The 19,683-nt window shown below is 45.8% G+C and carries 21 protein-coding genes; 20 read left to right on the top strand and 1 reads right to left on the bottom strand.

From position 1 onward, the window contains the following. Positions 1–21: 21 nt before the first annotated feature. The 5 genes from ACN6KS_RS20345 to ACN6KS_RS20325 all read left to right on the top strand — a co-directional run bounded on the left by ACN6KS_RS20345 (position 22) and on the right by ACN6KS_RS20325 (position 3,942). Complete coding sequence (locus ACN6KS_RS20345; protein ID WP_094874664.1) at positions 22–576, top strand: ubiquinol-cytochrome c reductase iron-sulfur subunit; 555 nt, start codon at positions 22–24, stop codon at positions 574–576. A 6-nt stretch (positions 577–582) separates the two neighbouring features. Continuing rightward, the gene (gene qcrB, locus ACN6KS_RS20340) at positions 583–1,254 is read left to right on the top strand and encodes a menaquinol-cytochrome c reductase cytochrome b subunit (protein ID WP_042129529.1); all 672 of its coding nucleotides are present in this window, start codon (positions 583–585) and stop codon (positions 1,252–1,254) included. A 26-nt stretch (positions 1,255–1,280) separates the two neighbouring features. After that, the gene (locus ACN6KS_RS20335; RefSeq protein WP_094874665.1) at positions 1,281–2,153 is read left to right on the top strand and encodes a menaquinol-cytochrome c reductase cytochrome b/c subunit; all 873 of its coding nucleotides are present in this window, start codon (positions 1,281–1,283) and stop codon (positions 2,151–2,153) included. Between the two features lie 93 nt (positions 2,154–2,246). Next, positions 2,247–2,888 (top strand): DUF1405 domain-containing protein, encoded by a 642-nt coding sequence (locus tag ACN6KS_RS20330; RefSeq protein ID WP_256990515.1) that lies wholly within the window; start codon positions 2,247–2,249, stop codon positions 2,886–2,888. 154 nt (positions 2,889–3,042) lie between these two features. Continuing rightward, positions 3,043–3,942, top strand: coding sequence for a sporulation protein YpjB (locus tag ACN6KS_RS20325; RefSeq protein WP_094874666.1), 900 nt, complete (start codon positions 3,043–3,045; stop codon positions 3,940–3,942). Positions 3,943–4,079: 137 nt separating this feature from the next. Here ACN6KS_RS20325 and ACN6KS_RS20320 read toward each other — a convergent pair whose 3' ends face one another. Further along, complete coding sequence (locus ACN6KS_RS20320; RefSeq protein ID WP_042190138.1) at positions 4,080–4,949, bottom strand: YitT family protein; 870 nt, start codon at positions 4,947–4,949, stop codon at positions 4,080–4,082. 168 nt (positions 4,950–5,117) lie between these two features. Between ACN6KS_RS20320 and ACN6KS_RS20315 the strand changes: the two genes are divergently transcribed. The 15 genes from ACN6KS_RS20315 to ACN6KS_RS20245 all read left to right on the top strand — a co-directional run bounded on the left by ACN6KS_RS20315 (position 5,118) and on the right by ACN6KS_RS20245 (position 19,655). After that, entirely contained in the window at positions 5,118–5,447 is a 330-nt protein-coding gene (locus ACN6KS_RS20315; RefSeq protein ID WP_036676271.1) for a nucleotide pyrophosphohydrolase, read from the top strand. Positions 5,448–5,506: 59 nt separating this feature from the next. Further along, a complete protein-coding gene (locus ACN6KS_RS20310) occupies positions 5,507–6,028 on the top strand; it encodes a tetratricopeptide repeat protein (protein ID WP_440960375.1) in 522 nt (173 codons plus the stop codon). A 33-nt stretch (positions 6,029–6,061) separates the two neighbouring features. After that, positions 6,062–6,865, top strand: a complete 804-nt coding sequence (gene dapB / locus ACN6KS_RS20305; RefSeq protein ID WP_094874669.1) for a 4-hydroxy-tetrahydrodipicolinate reductase — start codon at positions 6,062–6,064, stop codon at positions 6,863–6,865. Between the two features lie 15 nt (positions 6,866–6,880). Continuing rightward, a complete protein-coding gene (locus ACN6KS_RS20300; RefSeq protein WP_042129517.1) occupies positions 6,881–7,303 on the top strand; it encodes a methylglyoxal synthase in 423 nt (140 codons plus the stop codon). Then, a complete protein-coding gene (gene bshB1, locus ACN6KS_RS20295) occupies positions 7,300–8,010 on the top strand; it encodes a bacillithiol biosynthesis deacetylase BshB1 (RefSeq protein WP_440960374.1) in 711 nt (236 codons plus the stop codon). The genes ACN6KS_RS20300 and bshB1 overlap by 4 nt, the downstream gene beginning before the upstream one ends. 20 nt (positions 8,011–8,030) lie before the next feature. After that, positions 8,031–9,188 (top strand): N-acetyl-alpha-D-glucosaminyl L-malate synthase BshA, encoded by a 1,158-nt coding sequence (gene bshA, locus ACN6KS_RS20290; RefSeq protein ID WP_094874670.1) that lies wholly within the window; start codon positions 8,031–8,033, stop codon positions 9,186–9,188. 10 nt (positions 9,189–9,198) lie between these two features. Continuing rightward, entirely contained in the window at positions 9,199–10,560 is a 1,362-nt protein-coding gene (locus tag ACN6KS_RS20285; RefSeq protein ID WP_440960373.1) for a CCA tRNA nucleotidyltransferase, read from the top strand. Next, complete coding sequence (locus tag ACN6KS_RS20280; RefSeq protein ID WP_094877089.1) at positions 10,550–11,350, top strand: biotin--[acetyl-CoA-carboxylase] ligase; 801 nt, start codon at positions 10,550–10,552, stop codon at positions 11,348–11,350. The genes ACN6KS_RS20285 and ACN6KS_RS20280 overlap by 11 nt, the downstream gene beginning before the upstream one ends. A gap of 346 nt (positions 11,351–11,696) precedes the next feature. Next, positions 11,697–12,563 (top strand): 3-methyl-2-oxobutanoate hydroxymethyltransferase, encoded by an 867-nt coding sequence (panB, locus tag ACN6KS_RS20275; RefSeq protein ID WP_094872550.1) that lies wholly within the window; start codon positions 11,697–11,699, stop codon positions 12,561–12,563. A 1-nt stretch (position 12,564) separates the two neighbouring features. After that, the gene (gene panC, locus ACN6KS_RS20270; RefSeq protein WP_341135320.1) at positions 12,565–13,455 is read left to right on the top strand and encodes a pantoate--beta-alanine ligase; all 891 of its coding nucleotides are present in this window, start codon (positions 12,565–12,567) and stop codon (positions 13,453–13,455) included. After that, complete coding sequence (gene panD / locus ACN6KS_RS20265) at positions 13,448–13,831, top strand: aspartate 1-decarboxylase (protein WP_094872553.1); 384 nt, start codon at positions 13,448–13,450, stop codon at positions 13,829–13,831. Before panC ends, panD begins: the two co-directional genes overlap by 8 nt. Positions 13,832–13,942: 111 nt before the next feature. Further along, entirely contained in the window at positions 13,943–14,584 is a 642-nt protein-coding gene (locus tag ACN6KS_RS20260) for a tetratricopeptide repeat protein (RefSeq protein WP_042190119.1), read from the top strand. A 136-nt stretch (positions 14,585–14,720) separates the two neighbouring features. Beyond that, on the top strand, positions 14,721–17,582 hold the full coding sequence (gene dinG, locus ACN6KS_RS20255) for an ATP-dependent DNA helicase DinG (RefSeq protein ID WP_440960372.1): 2,862 nt from the start codon (positions 14,721–14,723) through the stop codon (positions 17,580–17,582). A gap of 131 nt (positions 17,583–17,713) precedes the next feature. Beyond that, positions 17,714–18,367, top strand: a complete 654-nt coding sequence (locus ACN6KS_RS20250) for a redox-sensing transcriptional repressor Rex (protein ID WP_094872557.1) — start codon at positions 17,714–17,716, stop codon at positions 18,365–18,367. Next, positions 18,354–19,655: an amidohydrolase gene (locus tag ACN6KS_RS20245; protein WP_094872559.1), complete on the top strand. Its 1,302-nt coding sequence runs from the start codon at positions 18,354–18,356 to the stop codon at positions 19,653–19,655. The genes ACN6KS_RS20250 and ACN6KS_RS20245 overlap by 14 nt, the downstream gene beginning before the upstream one ends. Positions 19,656–19,683 lie beyond the last annotated feature (28 nt).

Raw genomic sequence — 19,683 nt, 5'->3', positions numbered from 1 at the left:
AGAAGGGGGTTATATAACAGTATGAGCAGCCATAATGATCAACAGGATATTTGGCCTGAACAACCACCCAGCCGTAAAGAGATGTCGCGCAGGCAATTTTTGACCTACACGCTAGGTGGCGCTACTGCTTTTATGGGGGCAGGTACAATTCTCCCAATGGTCCGTTTTGTCGTGGACCCAATATTACATAAGAAGGGCGCGGGTGATTTTATAAAGGTTGCTGAAATTAGCAAAATCACCGAAGAGCCCCAAGAGTTTACGTTTGAATTGAAACAGAAAGACGGATGGTACGACAGCACAGCGACGCTGACTGCGTGGATCCGTAAAGACGCAAAGGGTGATATTTATGCGCTTTCACCCATTTGTAAACATTTAGGATGTACGGTCGGATGGAACAATGATAAGGCATATCCGGACGAGTATCACTGTCCTTGCCACGGTGCACGTTATACCAAACTCGGCAAAAATCTCGAAGTAGCTCCAAAACCGCTGGACCAGTATAAAACGAAATTTGATAACGGGTGGGTTCTTTTGGGTGATATTGTGCCTAATACAGTAGCTAGTGAGGAGGCGTAGGTTCTAATGTTTAAAAATGTCTATAACTGGATTGACGAACGTTTGGATGTTACGCCAATTTGGAGAGACGTGGCCGACCACGAGGTTCCTGAGCATGTTAACCCGGCCCATCACTTCTCTGCGTTTGTGTATTGTTTTGGCGGACTGACCTTTTTTATTACAGTGATTCAGATCTTATCGGGTATGTTCTTAACGATGTATTATGTTCCAGATATTATCAATGCTTATGCAAGTGTTGAGTATTTACAATCTAGTGTTGCCTTTGGACAAATCGTTCGCGGAATGCATCACTGGGGTGCTAGTCTTGTCATTGTTATGATGTTCCTTCATACGATGCGCGTCTTCTTTACAGGCTCTTATAAAGCTCCACGTGAGATGAACTGGGTAGTTGGAATGCTCATCTTCTTCGTAATGTTGGGGCTCGGTTTAACGGGTTACTTATTGCCTTGGGACAATAAAGCTTACTTTGCGACTAAGGTAACACTCGAAATTGCTAACTCGGTTCCAGTGATGGGACCCGTATTGAAAGAACTTATGCAAGGCGGTACGATTGTTGGTGCAGAAACGTTGACTCGGTTCTTCGCACTACATGTATTCTTCCTCCCAGCGGTGCTTCTTAGTCTGCTCGTAGGACACTTTATTATGATCCGCAGACAAGGGATTTCTGGACCGTTGTAAGTTAATCTGAGAGAGGAGGAATATGGATGGCACATGGAAACAATTCTAAGGAAAAGGTTGTATATGTCGGTGATACCAGAGTTCGTAAAGGCAATGGATTTATCACACCTCCAGACTATTCAGCCTATCCTGGTAAATCGGAAGCCTTTATCCCTAACTTTCTACTAAAAGAATGGATGGTTGGCGTCGTTGTACTTGTAGGAATATTAGTGCTTACTATTTCAGAGCCAGCGCCGCTAGGGTTTCCAGCGAATGCGAGTGCTACGGTTATCCCAATTCCTGACTGGTATTTCTTGTTTCTCTATCAGTATTTGAAGCTTCCTTATGCTTCAGGTGATTATATCGTACTGGGTACATTAGGAGTAACCGGTGTAGCTTTTGGTTCACTTCTTTTAGCTCCATTTCTTGACACGGGCAGAGAACGTCGCTTCTACCGTAGACCGATCGCTTCATCTTTGATGTTCTTATCGCTAGCGGCGATTGTGTACCTAACAAATACCGCTTGGACTGAATACAAACATGAAATGGCTGAAACTGGTCAAATTCCTGAAGATGTTCAACGGGAAGAGAAGGCGGCAGAGAATAGGGCGAAGGGGCTTCCAACCTCTAGTGCAGTTAAGGCGAAGGAAGTAGCGATTGTAGATAAGGATGATCCAGCTATGGGGCTATTTAAGCAAGCTACTTGCATCTCTTGTCATGCAGCGGATTTGAAAGGGGCAGGCGGACCTTCACTTCGCGGCGTTGGGGACACCCATGATAAAGAAGCAATCCTTACTATTATAAAAGAGGGTCAAGGGCAGATGCCGAAGATGTATGATACTGCTCTGGGAGCGGGGCTTTCTGATCAAGACATTGATGCCTTGGCAGACTGGCTTGCCAAACAAAAAAGCGAACAGTAAAATAATAATAACGCAAAACCTGATCGAAACTGCGGTCAGGTTTTTGTATGTCTAAATGTAAAGTTGCCACTACTTGGGAGGTTAATGATCTGTATGTCCGTTCTTGATAAACTGTTTAAGCACCGAGGAATCATTTGGTTGTTATTCATTGTGAATCTTCTCGGTACCATTTATGGCTACATATGGTATGGCAATCAATTGGAGTTCACGGCGGCTAACTTTCCGCTTTGGTTGCTCCCGTTTGTTCCAGATAGTCCAACCGCGAGCTTGTTCTTTACCTTGGCGCTGTTGCTAATGCTCTTTCCTCCAAAAGGCTATACGGGAAACAATGTAAGGGAGCTTATTGAGGCGTTAGCGGTTGTGACGTCTGTGAAGTATGGGATTTGGGCAGTAAGTATGATTTTTGCTGGAGGTTATCAAGGAGATATTCTAGTCTGGAAAGATTGGATGCTGGTGATCTCTCATTTGGGGATGGCAGTAGAAGCTTTGATCTATGCACGATTCTTTTCTTTCCGCAAAATGATTCCGCTAGCGCTGTTCTGGACCCTTGCAAACGATATGCTGGACTATTCCTACGGAATATACCCGTGGCTACCTTCTGTACTGAATGATGATGTCACACAGGTGCAATATTTCACGATGGCGCTTACAGTGTTTAGTGTGATTGTTGCTTGGTTGTTTAGTAGTAGACAAAGACCAGTAGACTCTATCTATCAATTTAAGAATAGGTTCTAGTAAGCAGTTCTAACCCTTGTCCCCCTGCCATACATTTAGAATTATAAGAAGTATGAGTTTTATACTATGCTTAATCCTTATAATTTTACGAGAAACGAATCTCGTCTTTAAAAGATGACAACGTCGTTTCTTCTTAAGTAGGAGGGGGTATTTCATGCTCCGAGGGAGATATTATGTGTTGGTTATTCTAGTATTTTGCTGGTTACTGACCAGCATGAATGTTGAAAAAGCTTCGGCAGCGCAAGGGAATGCTGGTGAAGGCTCTGGCAAGGCTTCGAAGCAAAGCGCCGATGTTAGTTCGGGCAACGGCTTGACAGTGATGAGCGGAAAGACCGGAGCACAGTTGCTAGAACAAGCCGCTGAGGCATTGTATGGGTATGTCTTGGAAGGGGATGTGATGAAGGTCCGACAAGAGACTGAAGAGATCTCTAGGATCATAGTGTCCTCTTCTTTTGAAGGAATGACCTCTGTAGAGGGCATTAATGCTTTATCAGGGGTCATTATGGACCTGAAGGCTGCTGTGGCAAGCGCAAAAGTATCTCAGCAGCAATTGGAGGCTACAGCGGCCAAATTACGGTTAGCTGCCAATAGTCTAAATCAACCCGGACAACCCATTTGGCTTCAGTATTATAAGCTAATCCGCGAGGATTTAAATGCGATGGAGCAAAGTGGTGCTACAAATGATCTGGCGGGATGGAAAACGGCTGTAGAGAGGCTACAGGGCAGGTACGAAAATATCCGGCCAGCGGTGATCGTCTCTCGGCAACCTGAAGTTGTAAATGCTTTTGATTCCTGGCTCTCTTATGCCGCAGGCATTTCTTCTTCCTCACAAAAAATCGAACGGGCCCGGTTGCTTGAAATTGTGTCTTATGGTCAGGATACTGTGCGGGTAATGTTCGGAAAAGAGAAGGATGAGCCGGCTTTGTCAGTACCCTTGGCCTCACAAGAATTTGGGATTTGGGGAGGACTAGCCGCAGGTTTTATTATCGCTGTATTAGCTTATGCGGGTTATCGTAAGTACCGTGGAGAGAATCAGAACTTCAAACCCATTTAGTGGAATGTTTATATAACCAAAAGGAGCGGGGAAGAGTCCCCCGCTCCTATTTTTAACGAATTAGAAATTATTTATTTGGGGCCCCCGCAAAGTACCTGAGTACGCATCGAAGCAAGGCCACACTTTGTGGGGATATTTTATGTTTCTCTGAATCCCTCGCCTTGTACGTCGTGCACATCGCTAATAATTACAAACGCATGCGGATCAATCGATTTAACCAGTAAACTAAGACGGCGAATTTCCTGCCTTGAAACTACACAATACACCATATGTTTGGCTTGCTTAGAATACGCACCGATTGCAGGAATGAGTGTTACCCCTCGTTCTAGTTCAGCAGTGATTAGATCAGCAATTTGGGGTGCCTCATCACTAATGATTGTAAAAGCTTTGGCGGCATAAGCGCCCTCCTGGATAAAATCGATGACACGCGATGCGATGAACACAGCAACGAGTGTGTATAGAATTTTTTCTTTGGGGATATAGAAGATGGAAGAGCCGATAATGAAAATGTCGATGGCCAGAATAATCTGCCCCATGCTCCAGCCGAAATTCCGTCCCAGAATTCTTGCCACAATGTCTACACCACCTGTAGTGCCACCAAAACGGAACACAATCCCAAGCCCGGTTCCGAGTGTTACCCCTGCGTATAGCGCAGCAAGAATAAAGTCATGTTCGGTACTGAAAGGAACAATCCATCCAGCAGAGATCAATCTTTCGAAGATCCACAAGAAAAGGGACAAAGATCCGATTCCTACACCTGTGTATACAATTTGGCGGCCGCCTAGGACTTTCCAACCGAGCAGAAACAATGGGAGATTGATTAGCAGTGTTGTTAAAAAGATTGGAATGTCAAAGGCATAATTAAGCAGCAGTGTGATTCCCGTTACGCCGCCTTCCATGAGTTGACTGGGAATGATGAAATACAGTAGTCCGAATGCATATACTGCGGTTCCGAGCATGATAGGGGCAACTGTTTTGCTGATTGAAATTACCTTGTTTGAATTCATGGAATCCCTCGTTAGGCCTTGTTAAGGCAGTTTTTCTTTTCCTATAATAAGTATACCTTTTCTTGCAGGTGTTAAAATATTCAAAAAAGATTTGTCTTCAAAACGTCTTTACGATAACATAGGGGCAAACAGAAGGCAAGATATACAGAGGGGGCTAAGATACATTTTATGGACAAAAGTCTTGGTGACATTCAGCGTGAAGTAGACGCTTATATATCGCAATTTAAAGAAGGATACTTCAGTCCGCTGTCTATGTTAGCCCGCATGTCCGAGGAAGTCGGAGAGTTGGCGCGGGAAGTCAATCATGAATTCGGTGAGAAGCCGAAGAAATCTGATGAAGCAGAGAATTCTATAGAGCTTGAACTGGGAGATATTTTGTTTATTACCGTTTGTTTTGCAAATTCTCTTGGGATTGATCTGACTGAAGCACATAATAAGGTCATGCATAAGTTTAATACCCGAGATGCTGGGCGCTGGACACCAAAAGACACCGATTAGGCCTCTATAACATATGCTGTACCAAACGAACGGGATTTAGCCGTGAGGATGGTGAGGATATGGATCAAAGGGATTATGTAAGAGAAGCCTACCGCTCAATATTGCGTAGTGACTTTGCGGAAGCTATTGTTTGCTTTGAGGCTGCGATTGCAGCAAGTCCTGCTGATGCTGAAGTCAGATATCGTTGTTCCATAACATATGCCCGCAGTGGTATGCTAGATAAAGCTTTAGTTCATGCTCAGGCGGCTATGAAGTTAGATGGCAGCAAACCTGAGTATAGTCTACATCTACAGCATCTTCAAGCTATGATGCATGTACAGGAAGCTAAGCGGTTGATAGAAGATGAAGAAAACAAAACTCGTAACCCGTACCATCCGATTACGCTACTTAAAGAGGCCATCGCCCTGGATCCATTATACGGGGATGCTTATGTATGGCTTGCCATCGCACATAGTCGGGTGAATGAACATATACAGGCTATGTCCGCCTTAAAAGAGGTGATTTCTTTACATCCGGATGATTCTGGCTTGCGAGAATTGATGGTAGACCTTCAGAAATCCATACAATCGTATATGCAATAACTATATAACTAGTGAAAGCGAGGATGAAAAGATATGAGCAACAAGATCAGAGTTATCGTATCCGGCGCAGGCGGGAGAATGGGTAAAGAGGTTGTTAAACTTGTGCTGCAAGACGAAGAGTTGGAGCTAGCGGCTGCGGTAGATCGTTCATCGATGGATATAGATGCAGGCCGTCTAGTAGGTCTGGAAGACTCAGGAATTATTGTAACTTCAGATTTTGAGGCTGCCCTCGCAGGAAGCAACGGAGATGTTGTGGTCGATTTCACTACACCGCAATCAGCGTATACGAATACAGTGTTAGCCATTAAATATGGCGTGCGTCCGGTTATCGGTACAACCGGATTCACACCGGAGCAAATTGTGGAACTGGACAAGCAGTGTCAAGACCAGGGGATAGGTGGACTTATTGCTCCGAACTTCTCCATAGGGGCTATTCTGTTGATGAGATTTGCGGCTCAAGCTTCAAAATACTTTCCACATCTGGAGATTATCGAGTATCATGGTGACCAAAAACTGGATGCTCCATCCGGAACTGCAGTCAAAACAGCAGAGATGATTTCAGAAGTACGGGAAGAGCTTCGTCAAGGAAACCCTAAAGAAGAAGAAACGATTGAGGGTGCGCGTGGGGGTTACTATAATGGATTCCGGATACATAGTGTCCGTCTTCCTGGTGTGTTTGCCCAAGAAGAAGTGATTTTTGGTGGGTTCGGACAATCCTTAAAAATCCGGCATGATTCTTATGAGCGAGCAGGCTATATGCCAGGCGTTAAGATGGGTATTCAAAAGGTAATGGGATACACTGGCTTGATCTATGGATTTGAGCACTTTATAGAATAGACAGGGGAGAACACCATGTTAAAGATCGCATTTATTGCACATGATCGTAAAAAAGATGAAATCGTAAATTTTGTATTAGCCTATGAGCATGTATTTGTAGGTCATGAACTATTTTCTACGGGGACTACTGGCCAACGGATCATGGATGTGACTAGCTTGAAGATTCATCGCTATATGTCAGGACCATTGGGTGGAGATCAGCAAATTGGGGCAATGGTAGCCCAAGATGAATTGGATCTTATTATTTTCTTGCGCGACCCATTAATGGCACAACCACATGAACCAGATATTACAGCTTTACTTCGTCTATGTGACGTATATGGTATCCCTGTAGCAACGAATATCGCAACAGCTGAGGTGCTTGTGAAGGCGATTGATCGTGGTGACTTTGCTTGGCGAGAACTCGTCCATAAATACAAACCAGGTGTTGATGAATGAAGCTGGACATTCTTGTATTTGGGGCTCATGCGGATGATGCGGAGATCGGAATGGCAGGTACGATTGCGAAGCATACCGCGGCAGGACTAAAAGTAGGTCTGTGCGATTTAACAGCTGCGGAAATGTCCTCGAACGGTACTGTAGAGCTACGCAAGGAAGAGGCACAGCAAGCTGCTGATCTACTTGGCGTGTCTGTGCGGACGAATTTGGGCTTATCTGACAGAGGGCTGTTTATAACAGAAGAGCATGTGGCCGCTGTGACAGCAGAAATTCGCCGGTTTGCTCCTGCGATTGTTTTTGCTCCTTATTGGGAAGATCGTCATCCCGATCATATTGCGTGCAGTAAGCTGGTAGAGGAAGCTGTGTTTAATGCCAAACTACGTAAATACATGTCGGACAAGCCGGCAGTTCCGGCTCCACAGCTGTTTTTTTATTTTATAAATGATCTAGGACGTACGGATCTTATTGTAGATGTTACTAAACAATATGGGCTGAAAGAACAGGCGTTGTCCTGCTATCGCTCCCAGTTCACCAAGCAGCTCGGTGCCGATGCTGTATCCACACCGCTGACAGAAGGTTACATTGAACGTGTTCGTTCCAGAGACATGTTGCTTGGACAGCGGAGACTCATTCCCTATGCGGAAGGGTTTGCAACAAAAGTGCCTTATGCAGTAGATTTGTTTACTGCAGGGGATCAAACTATATAAGGTATAGAAGGGGACGGAATATGGATCGTTTGAAAATAGGCATCACTTGTTATCCGTCTCTTGGCGGCTCAGGCGTAGTAGCGACTGAATTAGGAAAGCTCTTGGCCGAAAAGGGACATGAAGTTCATTTTATTACACACAGCATTCCGTTTCGGTTAGGGAAATTCCAGAAAAATATATTTTACCATGAGGTAGAGGTTAATGATTATTATGTATTCAAATATCCTCCTTATGATTTAGCGCTCGCTACGAAAATGGCTCAGGTTGCCAAAATGCAGAATTTGGATTTGTTTCATGTTCATTACGCTGTTCCGCATGCTGTTTGTGCTTTCCTTGCTAAGCAGATGCTTGGTAATGATATAAAAGTTGTAACGACCTTGCATGGTACGGATATCACGGTACTTGGACAAGATGAATCTCTAAAAGATCTAATCCGTCTTGGGATTAATGAAAGTGATGCAGTAACAGCTGTATCGAAGGATCTCATTAGAGAAACTCGAGAAGTGCTGGATATCACGCGCGAGATCGACCTTACTTATAATTTTGTTGACCATCGTGTCTATTACCCACGGGATGTTTCGAATCTACGGGATGATTTTGCTTCCCCTGAGGAGAAGATCTTGATGCACATCAGTAACTTCCGCCCAGTTAAAAGGGTAAGTGATGTTGTGGATATCTTTGCTAAAGTGAATCGTGAAATCCCTTCACGTCTGCTGCTTGTTGGCGAAGGGCCAGATCTTCCTAAGATTCAAGCTAAGATTAGTGAAATGGGTCTGGATGATAAAGTCCGCTTCTTAGGAAGACAGGATGAGATTGCTCAAGTTATATCGTTGGCTGATCTTCTTCTGTTACCTTCTGAAAAGGAAAGCTTTGGACTGGTGGCTCTGGAAGCGATGGCATGTGGCGTTCCGACTATAGGTTCTCAAACCGGAGGCATTCCAGAGCTCATAGAACACGGCAAGACAGGATTCATTGCTCCAATTGGGGATACAGAAACTATGGCGAAATATGCAATCAAACTCCTTTCGGATGATCGCATGGTGGAGCAGTTCAGACAAGCTTGTCTGGAAACGGCCTGCAAAGACTTCTGTAAGGATTCGATTACAAGTCAGTATGAGGATATATATTACCGTGTGCTCGGGCGCAAGGTCCCTAGACTGGATACAGTCAGGGGGTAAGGAGTTCGTAATGAAATGGAAAATGGCGCCATCTGCTATGGCTGTTGCAGCGGAAAATGTAGTTTCTGAGCTAACTCAAAACGGCTATGAGGCTTTTTGGGTCGGAGGCTGCATTCGCGATGAGCTATTGGGTAGGCCAGTGCATGATATGGATATTACAACTTCAGCAGTGCCGGAGGAAGTAATAGCCATCTTCGCACGCAGTATTCCAACAGGGCTAGCACATGGGACGGTCACCGTGCTTCAGGATGGGCATGGATTTGAGGTGACGACATATCGAACTGAAAGCGGCTATGTCGATCACCGTCGTCCGGACCATGTTGAATTTGTTAGCGATGTGAAGGAAGATCTTCGTCGTCGTGATTTTACGATTAATGCGATATGCTGCGGGCTGGGTGGAGATTTGATTGATCCCTTCGGAGGCGAGAAGGATCTGGCTCTCCGTGTGATCCGCTGTGTGGGTGATGCAGAGGAACGGTTCGATGAGGATGCGCTTCGCATGCTTCGCTGCATTCGTTTCGCATCGGTGTTAGATTTCTCCATCGCTAAGAATACGTGGAGGGGGCTACTGCGCCAGCGAGATAAGCTGGCGCATATTGCTGTGGAGCGTGTCCGCGCGGAGCTGGACCGCATCATAGAGGGGCCGCATCCTCGGCGCGGCCTTGCTATGCTAGCGCGCTGTGAGCTGCTAGCGCGCGGCAAAGCCCCGTTCCCCTGGACCGGAACCGATATGGCGGCAGCTGCCGCCTTAACGGCCGGGATAGGGGAACTGGAGAGCGCCCACCTGCGGTGGGCGCTTCTCCTCCATGCCCTGAAGCAGTCGGCCCAGGAGGCCGACGAGCTGCTGCGGGCATGGACGTTCTCTGGGACGACGCGCGTAAGCGTCGTCCGGGTGCTGCGGGTCCGCGAAGCTTGGACCGCTGCCCTTGAGGCAGTGCCGCCGGGGGAAGTTGGCGGCACGGATCTACTGCGGCGGCGCTGGATCGCCGCCGTGCTGACCTTCGGCGTAGAAGCCGCCGAAGGTTGGCTCTCGCTGCTGGCGAGCTTGCCAGCAGCAGCCCTTCCCGCTGCGAGCTTGCCAGCGGGCTCGAAAGACTCGCGCGCTGTCACTACTCCAGCGGCGCCAGATCTTGTAAATGGTCTGATCTATTTACAAGCTGCAAGAGAGTGGATCGCACAAATGCCGCTGCAGAGCCTCTCAGAGCTTGCTGTTACAGGGAATGAGTTGGCGGAAGCGATTGAGAAACGTCCGGGGCCTTGGCTGGGTAATATGCTTAGTGCTCTGCTGCAAGCGACTGCTGCGGGTGATCTGTTAAACAATAAACGAGAATTGTTGCTTGAAGCAAAAAGGATGGATGGACATGAGCTATGATAAGGCATTGTCTCTAACCGAATTGAAGCAGGAAGCTTCTGATTCGAATTGGATAGACAGCGTTCAGCTCCTGGAGTCTGTCGCATCTACTCAGGAGGAAGCCAAACGATTGGCAGAAAGCGGTGCGCCAGAGGGAACAACCGTAATCGCTGAAGAACAAACCGGAGGTAGAGGCAGAATAGGTAGGAAATGGTACTCACCGCGTGGCAAAGGGATTTGGATGAGTATAGTACTGCGGCCGAATTTACCCCTGTTACAGACCCCTCAGTTAACACTGCTTGCTGGAGTTGCTGTTTGTAAGGCCATTCGCCAGGTAACCGGAGTAGATGCCGGGATTAAATGGCCGAATGATCTGCTTGCGGGCGATCGTAAGATATGCGGGATTTTGCTTGAGTCTTCTCTAAGAGAAGGAGAGCTTCATTATTGCATCGCCGGGATTGGAATTTCTGCGAACATGACTGAAGACGATTATCCTGATCATCTGAAAGAAGTAGCGACCTCCCTGCGAATTCAGCGGGGCGGTGTCCCTGTTGACCGTTCCGAGCTGGTAAGAGCTGTAATGGATGAGCTGGAGAGGCATTACATTCTATACATGAATCAAGGGTTTAAACCTATCAAAGAGCTGTGGGAGTCGATGTCAGTTACTTTGGGGCGCCAAATCGCTCTGAATAGCCCTCAGGGACGCTCTGAAGGAGTTGTAGTAGGTCTGGATGAATTAGGTGGACTACTACTTAAAAATAGTTCTGGAGAGATTTCTAGCGTGTGCTCTGGTGAAATCGAGCTTTTATAAATCCTTTGTGAGTCTTTTCAATATGGCAGGGTGTCATCCCCTGTCATATTTTTTTCGTGTATTTCCGTGTCCTTTTTGTTATACTATGGGGCAGAGGCGGTATCGTTTTGCGAACTGTACTCTTGATTTGATGAACTTATAATGGTTTTATTATTGGAATCACCTTCATAACTGCGTTAGACGGTTACGTTGGATTCTGCTCTGAGCCGTAAGGACCGAGACAGAAGGGACGATCGCGAGTGACTCTTTTTTGCCCTTCGGACCTTTTTAGCAAATTATTGCTAAAGGGTTTTTTTGTTGCGATTTTTACGGGGATGTAATTTCAAAAAGGAGGACGAAGAGAGAAATGGCAAACAAACAAGCACTTAATATTGTGAAAATGAAAAAAATGAAAGCAGATGGGGTGCGGTTAAGTATGTTGACCGCTTATGATTACCCGTCGGCATTACTTGCTGAAGAAGCCGGTATCGACCTTATCCTGGTGGGTGACTCCTTAGGAAACGTGGTACTTGGATATGATACAACTTTACCTGTTACAATTGACGATATGGTTTATCACACTCGTTCAGTAACCCGGGGTGCACAGAATACGTTCATTGTGGCAGATATGCCATTTATGACCTATCACGGAAGTATAGATGAAACTCTGCGTGGTGTGCGCAGACTAATGCAGGAAGGGCGGGCTCATGCCGTCAAAATGGAAGGTGGTCTCGAAATTTGTGAGACAGTCACTGCGGTTGTAGCTGCAGGCGTTCCTGTGCTCGGACATATTGGGCTTACACCACAATCGGTCAATATGATTGGTGGCTACCGTATTCAAGGTAAGGATGCCAAAGATGCAAAACGTCTGATGGATGAGGCTAAAGCGCTTGAAGCCGCCGGTGCTTTTGCAGTGGTACTGGAACTAGTGACTGAAGAAGTAGCACAAGCGATTTCTGAGGCACTGAGCATACCGACCATTGGGATTGGTGCAGGTCGTTATTGTGATGGACAGGTACTGGTTTTCCATGATTTGTTGCGTTATGCCTCACCCTACCGTGAGAAACGTTTTGTCAAAACTTACGCGGATGTGGGTAGTCTGATTCGTGAGGGTATCAGTCAATATGTGAAAGAAGTGAAGGATCGCTCGTACCCAGATGAAGGTCATGTTTTTAAAGCAGATGAAACCGTTCTGGAATCTTTATACGGCGGTGCCGGAAAGGATGGGGAATAAGATGAGAGTCGTCAGAAGCATTAAGCAACTGCGCGAAGCTTTGGAATATATGAGACAAGGTGGGCACACTCCAATTGGGTTTGTTCCAACGATGGGATACCTGCATGAAGGACATGCCAGTCTGCTTCGGCGGGCAGGCGAAATGAGCAACACGGTCGTTATGAGCATATTTGTGAACCCGCTGCAGTTCGGACCGAATGAGGATTATGATTCCTATCCGCGCGATGAAGAGCGTGATTTGGAGCTTGCGGAACGCGAAGGTGTCGATATTGTATTTATCCCCAGTGTGGAAGAAATGTATCCGCAGCCTACCCGGACTACAGTCTCGGTATCTGAGCTTACCACTCGACTCTGTGGGGCATCACGTCCAGGACATTTTAATGGGGTAACGACAGTCGTTAATAAACTATTCAATATTGTGCAGCCTGATTATGCCTTCTTCGGACTAAAGGATGCTCAGCAAGTAGCAGTGCTCCGCCGAATGGTGTCTGATCTAAATATGAATGTTGAAATTGTTCCTTGCCCTATCGTTCGTGAAGGAGATGGACTTGCACTTAGCTCACGTAACGTATTCCTATCTCCGGAGGAACGTAGCCAGGCTCTGGTGTTATCTCGTTCCCTGCGTGAAGCGCGTGAGGCCATCGAAGAAGGAAAGGTAAGAACTATAGCTGAAGTTCGGGATTTGTTGACATCCGTTATTTCTAGCTCACCTTTGGCGGTTATTGATTATGCGGAAATCCTGACCTTTCCTAATCTGGAAGGCTTGCGGAACGAAGTTGTATTAACGGATGTAGATGGGGAAATGATTATAGCGCTTGCCGTGAAGTTTGGCAGAACGCGCTTAATTGACAATAATGTATTTATTCCAAAGGAGGTTGCCGCTCTTGTTTAGACATATGATGAAGTCCAAAATTCACCGCGCGACGGTGACAGAAGCGAATTTGAATTATGTAGGAAGTATTACCATTGATGAGAACTTAATGGAAGCGGCAGATATTCTTGAGAATGAAAAAGTGCAGATCGTCGATAACAATAATGGTTCCCGGTTAGAAACTTATGTTATTCCTGGGCCTCGCGGCAGTGGTGTGATCTGTCTGAATGGTGCAGCTGCTCGTCTGGTTCAGCCGGGAGATACAGTAATTATCATTTCGTATGCGATGCTGTCCTCAGAAGAATTGGAGTCGCATAAGCCAACAGTGGTATTCGTGGATGAGAACAACAAACCCGTGAAGCTGGCCGATCACGAACTGCATGCTACAATCGCTTAAAGGATGGACTTACGCCATGTAATGAATGGCAGGGATGAAAGACCCCGATCTCGCAGAAAATGAAGTCAGGCAAGCTGAACTGATTTCATCTTCAGTAAGGGGGGATAGCCCATGTTTCAACATTTGTTTGCTGAAATGAACAAGGTGCTTCAGGAGATCGTTACAGATTACCCTACAGCGGAGGGTGCCCGCCGGAATGAGCTTTTATGCAATTATAATATGCTGCATCGACTTAGCGATAAAGTCATGGATGAATGGCTGGCCTTTGCAGAGAAGCTAAGCCACTTTCGTGAAAGTGTAGATTTTACGACTGTGGTCGAAGAGGAAGTGCCAGAGCAGGAAGCACCCGAGCTGTGCATGGATACTTTTGTCAGAGGTCAGGGGTATTATAAGCTCTTGATGTATGGAAAATGTATTGAGCAGTTTAAGGAAGTTATTGTGCAATATCCGGATAGCCTGGCTGCTCGATTATATTTAGCCATCTCTTACCTGCAAGAAGGGGAGGGGGAGGCTGCTTGGAGTCATCTGAACCATATGCTCGGTTTGATAAGGGAAACCAAGCTCAAAGCCATGGTGTATAATGCTTTAGGCTGTATCCGGGCCTCACAGGAACGTTTCAATGAAGCACAGGAGCTGTTTGGCCTTTCTTTGCAACTTGACCCGGCTCTTCCTGAACCGACTGTGAATTTGGAGGTTTGCCGCCGCCGAGGAGGTAAGCTTCATTTCGGAAATCAGCTTGTTTCATTATTGTAAATTATTACGTTTACGGTTTATTATTCCGCATTTTCATTCAAGCGATGCATCCCCTGAACCAGTGGTGTGCATCGCCTTTTTTCGCAACTTCTGTTATGCTGATTAAGAGTCTCAATTGAAAGGGAATAGAATTATAATGAAATTTGCCGTGCTTGATTTTGAAACAACGGGAACCCAATCCGTGGGTGAAATCATCCAGGTTGGCCTTGCAATTATAGAAGAAGACCGGTCCATCTCCCGGGTATATGGTTCCTACGTCAAGCCCGGAACGCCGATACCTCCTTTTATAACTGGTCTAACGGGGATTACCGACGATGATGTAAAGGATGCACCTGAGCTGGATGAGATGATGATGGAGCTTGTTCCACTCTTGGATGATGTTGTGCTTGTAGGGCATAATGTCGCATTCGACTTCCATTTTTTGCAAAATGCTTTAGACCGATGTGGGTATTTACCATTTCAAGGACGGATTTTAGATACGATTGATTTTCTGAAAATCTGCTTTCCTTCCCTCACATCCTATCAACTAGGATCAGTTAGTGCACATTTTGGTGTGACGCATGATCGTCCGCATCAGGCAGACAGTGATGCACTCGCAACTGCTCTTGTATTGCTGGAATGTCTGGAGGAGCTCTACGATTTGCCTTTGCTGACGATCCAGAGACTCTGTGAGCTGTTTACGGAAGAGGATAGTGATCTTGGTTGGTATTTCGATGGTCTGCTGCGTGAACGGGAAGCGGAGACGCTTCAGCCCGAAGGTGATCTGACTTTTTATCGTCAATTAGCGCTTGCTGTAGGAGACTGGAACGAATTAGCTCCACCTCGAGACGAGCATGCTGAGAATCCGCTACAGAATTTATCTTTTACAGATTATATGGATGAAGTAACGAAACGACTTAAAGAAACTTTGCCGCAGTATGAAAGCCGAGAAGCTCAGGATATTATGATCAATGAGGTGATGACGGCACTTGCCGAAGACAAACATCTATTGATCGAAGCAGGGACAGGAACCGGCAAATCACTTGGTTATTTGTTGCCTGCCATATACCAAAGCGTTCGCACGAATGAAAAAGTTATGGTCAGTACTCATACTATTAATCTGCAGGATCAATTGCGTGAGCGGGATATTCCTTTATTAACACAGGTAGTTCCATTTCCATTTAAAGCTGCAATTTTTAAGGGCAGAGGGCATTATTTGTGTCTTCGTAAGTTCGAACATAAAATTAATAAAAAAGACTTTGTCAGTCCGAGGGAAGATGCGCTTACTGCGGCTCAGATGATCGTTTGGCTGACGCAAAGCGAATCAGGAGATGACGAAGAGCTCAACTTAAGCGGTCGTGGAGGAGATTTCTGGGAGACGGTGGCTAGCGATACCGATTCTTGTCTGGGGCGCTCCTGTCCTTGGTTCCGTAAGTGTTATTACCATCGGGCAAAGCATGAAGCTGGTATTGCAGACGTAGTCATTACGAACCACTCTAAGCTTTTCGCAGATGTTAAGGCTGGGCACCAGCTACTTCCGGCTTATGAACATCTTGTAATTGATGAGGCCCATCATCTGGAGGACGTGGCTGGCAAGCATTTAGGCATGCATATGAAGCATTTCACGGTGGCACATACACTATCGCGTCTTTATAAGGATAGTCGAAATGGCCAACTTCCTACGCTTCGCCAAATGCTTCAGTCATCAGGCAGTGAGGAAGCTTCTGAATGGAGCGGAGTGATCGATAGAATCTATCCGGACCTGCTTACCATAAAAGAAACCTGGGATCTGCTTAGTGATAAACTATTCAGCCTCTTGCCGGAACGCAGCGATGCAGCAGCGGGAGAAGCTGGCCAGTTAGTCATGCGGCTACTTCCTACCCGTAAACCGAAAGATTGGGATGAATTGGTTGCTTTAGAGAATACTATGAATCTGACATTAAGCGAAATTATCCGTAAAGGTGATAAAATGCTTAATGAAATGCGAGATCAAGAAGGTCAATCTTCCTCAGATAGTCTAGTTACCGATATTAGCGGCTTATTTAAGGATTTAGCTTCAATACGTGAGCAAGTACGGTTTTTTATGGGATTAAACGATGAGAATGTAGTATATTGGCTGGAGGCGAATGGAAATTATCGCAGTAAATCGCTACAGCTGTATGCCGTTCCTGTTGATGTCAGTACTCAGCTTAAGGAGCTGTTTTTCGACAAAAAGAAAAGTATCGTGCTAACTTCGGCGACACTCTCTGTTGATAAATCGTTCCAGTTTATGATTGATAATCTCGGACTTAATGAAGCTGCGGAAGAGGGGCGTCTGATGACATCACTCCTGCCTTCTCCTTTTAAGTATCGGGAGCAGGCGCTGTTAGTTATTCCACGGGATTTCCCTAGTGTGAAGGGCAGTGTGGGCGATGCCCGATTTGTTGATACACTCGTACAATCACTAGCAGAAGCAGCGACTACAACACGCGGGCGGATGCTTGTCCTGTTTACTTCTTACAAGATGCTACGCCAGGTTTACGATCCTTTGAAAGAGGCTCTAGCCTCACAAGAGATCACGGTGCTGGGTCAAGGCGTGGAGGGGGGCAGCCGTAGCAAGCTGATCCGCCGTTTTCAGGACAGTGCAGCCTCTGTACTGTTAGGAACAAGCAGTTTTTGGGAGGGTGTTGATATTCCGGGTGAAGCATTAACATGCTTGGCCATCGTGAGGCTCCCGTTTCAACCGCCAAACCATCCCCTAGCGGAAGCGAAGTCTGAGTTATTACAAGCCCAGAAAAAGAATCCGTTCATGAAGTTGTCTGTTCCTCAGGCGGTTATTCGCTTTAAGCAAGGATTTGGAAGGCTGGTGCGGACAGCGCAAGATCGGGGTATTGTTATTGTGTATGACACTAGGGTGATCGAATCTCACTATGGGAAATATTTCCTCTATTCGTTGCCTGGCCCAAAAATGGAGCATATGCTTACGGATCAAATGGTTCCTCGTATAGCGGAGTGGTTGGAAGACGGAGGCGTTTCTTAAAAAGAACGTCATCGATCATATTAATCACTCTACAATGAAGGGCGGTATAAGAATACCGCTCTTCATTGAGACGAGGTACACGAATTAGTATAAGGTTAGTAAAGAATATTACTTACATTAGGAGGTAAATTATGAAATCGGAAAAAATATCAGAAGCCGTTGTTCGCAGACTTCCTGTGTACTTACGTTTCCTAAATGATCTACAGAAACGTGAAATATTAACCGTTTCCTCTCAAGAGCTAGGACAGAAACTTGATTTGAATCCCGCTCAAATTCGCAAAGATTTAGCTTATTTTGGAGATTTCGGCAGAAAAGGTATCGGGTATGACGTAACTTATCTTATTGAGAAAATCCGTCATATTCTGAAGCTGGATCAACAACTGAATGTGGCTTTAGTGGGTGCCGGTAACCTTGGACATGCATTATCTAATTATAATGCTTATTTGAAAGATACTATGAAGATTACCGCTATATTTGATTCCTATGCGCCTAAGGTAGGGCGGAAAATCAACTCACTTACCGTTCAACCGATGGAGGAGCTTGGTCAGACGGTTCGTGAGCAAGGTATTCGAATTGGGATAATTACAGTACCTGATTCAGAAGCGCAGAATGTAGCGGATATTCTCATTGAGTCTGGCATTGAGGCGATTTTAAATTTTGCACCAGTGATTCTAAAAACACCATCGAATATCCGGGTTCATGCTGCTGATTTTACAACAGATTTGCAAAGCCTTGCTTATTATTTGAAGGATGGAAAGGAAGAAAGCAGAAATGAAGAGCAATAAAACGATTATCAAGGGCGGGCGTTTTCTTACTCCGGGAACGGATGAGCCGGTTCTTAGTGGATATATGACTATTGAAGATGATTTGATCACTTACATAGGAAAAGAAGAGCCTTTAATAGAAGACGATGTGCAAGTTGTTGATGGCAGTCGTCTGTTGTTTATGCCAGGTCTGGTAAACACGCATGGCCATGCCGCAATGTCATTGCTTCGTGGTTATGGAGATGACTTAGCGCTTCAGGTGTGGCTTCAGGAGAAGATGTGGCCGATGGAAGAGAAGTTCACCGGAGAAGATGTATACTGGGGAACCTCCTTGTCTGTACTTGAAATGCTGAAAGGTGGCACTACAACCTTCCTGGATATGTATGATCATATGGACCGAGTAGCGGAGGTCGTCGAATTATCAGGTATTCGTTCCGTACTAATGAGAGGCGTAATCGGTCTATGTCCAGAAGAAGTACAAAATCAGAAGCTTGCGGAAGCGGTTTCTTTTGCGCGTAACTGGCATGGTAAGGCTGAAGGTAGAATTACGACAATGATCTCGCCACATGCCCCATATACATGCCCACCAGACTTCTTTGTTAAGTTTGTGCAGGCGGCTCATGATTTGAATTTACCGATGCATACCCATATGTCCGAAACGAAACGCGAAGTGGAGCAGAATGTGGTGGATTACGGACTGCGGCCAGTAGCGCATTTAGAGAAGCTTGGAATGTTCACACGTCCGTCTATAATCGCTCATGGTGTTCATTTGAATGATGAAGAGATCGAGATACTGGCTCGTCATGATGTAGGTGTATCCCATAACCCTGGAAGCAATCTTAAGCTGGCTAGTGGAGTTGCTCGAGTTACGGATCTTCTAAAGGCCGGAGTGAAGGTGTCACTGGGTACAGATGGAGCGGCAAGTAATAATAATTTGGATATGTTTGAAGAAATGCGTCTTGCAGCACTCATCCATAAAGGTGTAAGTGGTGATCCTACGGCTGTTCCGGCTCCGGAAGCTCTACGTATGGCTACGGAGTATGGCGCGAAGTCTATCTTTTTAAATGATGTGGGTAGACTCGCTGTAGGTATGAAAGCTGACTTTATTGCTATTGATATAGACCAGCCGCATTTGCTCCCACACACAGATCTGTTGTCTCACGCTGTTTATTCTGCCAGTGCCAAGGATGTTGAGCATGTATGGGTGAATGGTAAACAGGTTGTTAAACATGGACAATGTGTAACGCTAGATGAGGAAGCCATCCGTCGTAAGGCGCAAGAAGCCTTTGATGGACTGCTAAAACGATAGTCTAAATCATAACAAATAACTGAAAGGC

Origin of the sequence: Paenibacillus nitricinens (genome assembly GCF_052056485.1) — a bacterium.
In the GTDB taxonomy this organism is placed as follows: domain Bacteria; phylum Bacillota; class Bacilli; order Paenibacillales; family Paenibacillaceae; genus Paenibacillus_AQ; species Paenibacillus_AQ nitricinens.
The sequence above is the reverse complement of the archived record's forward strand: the minus strand, read 5'-3'. Positions and strand labels throughout refer to the sequence as shown.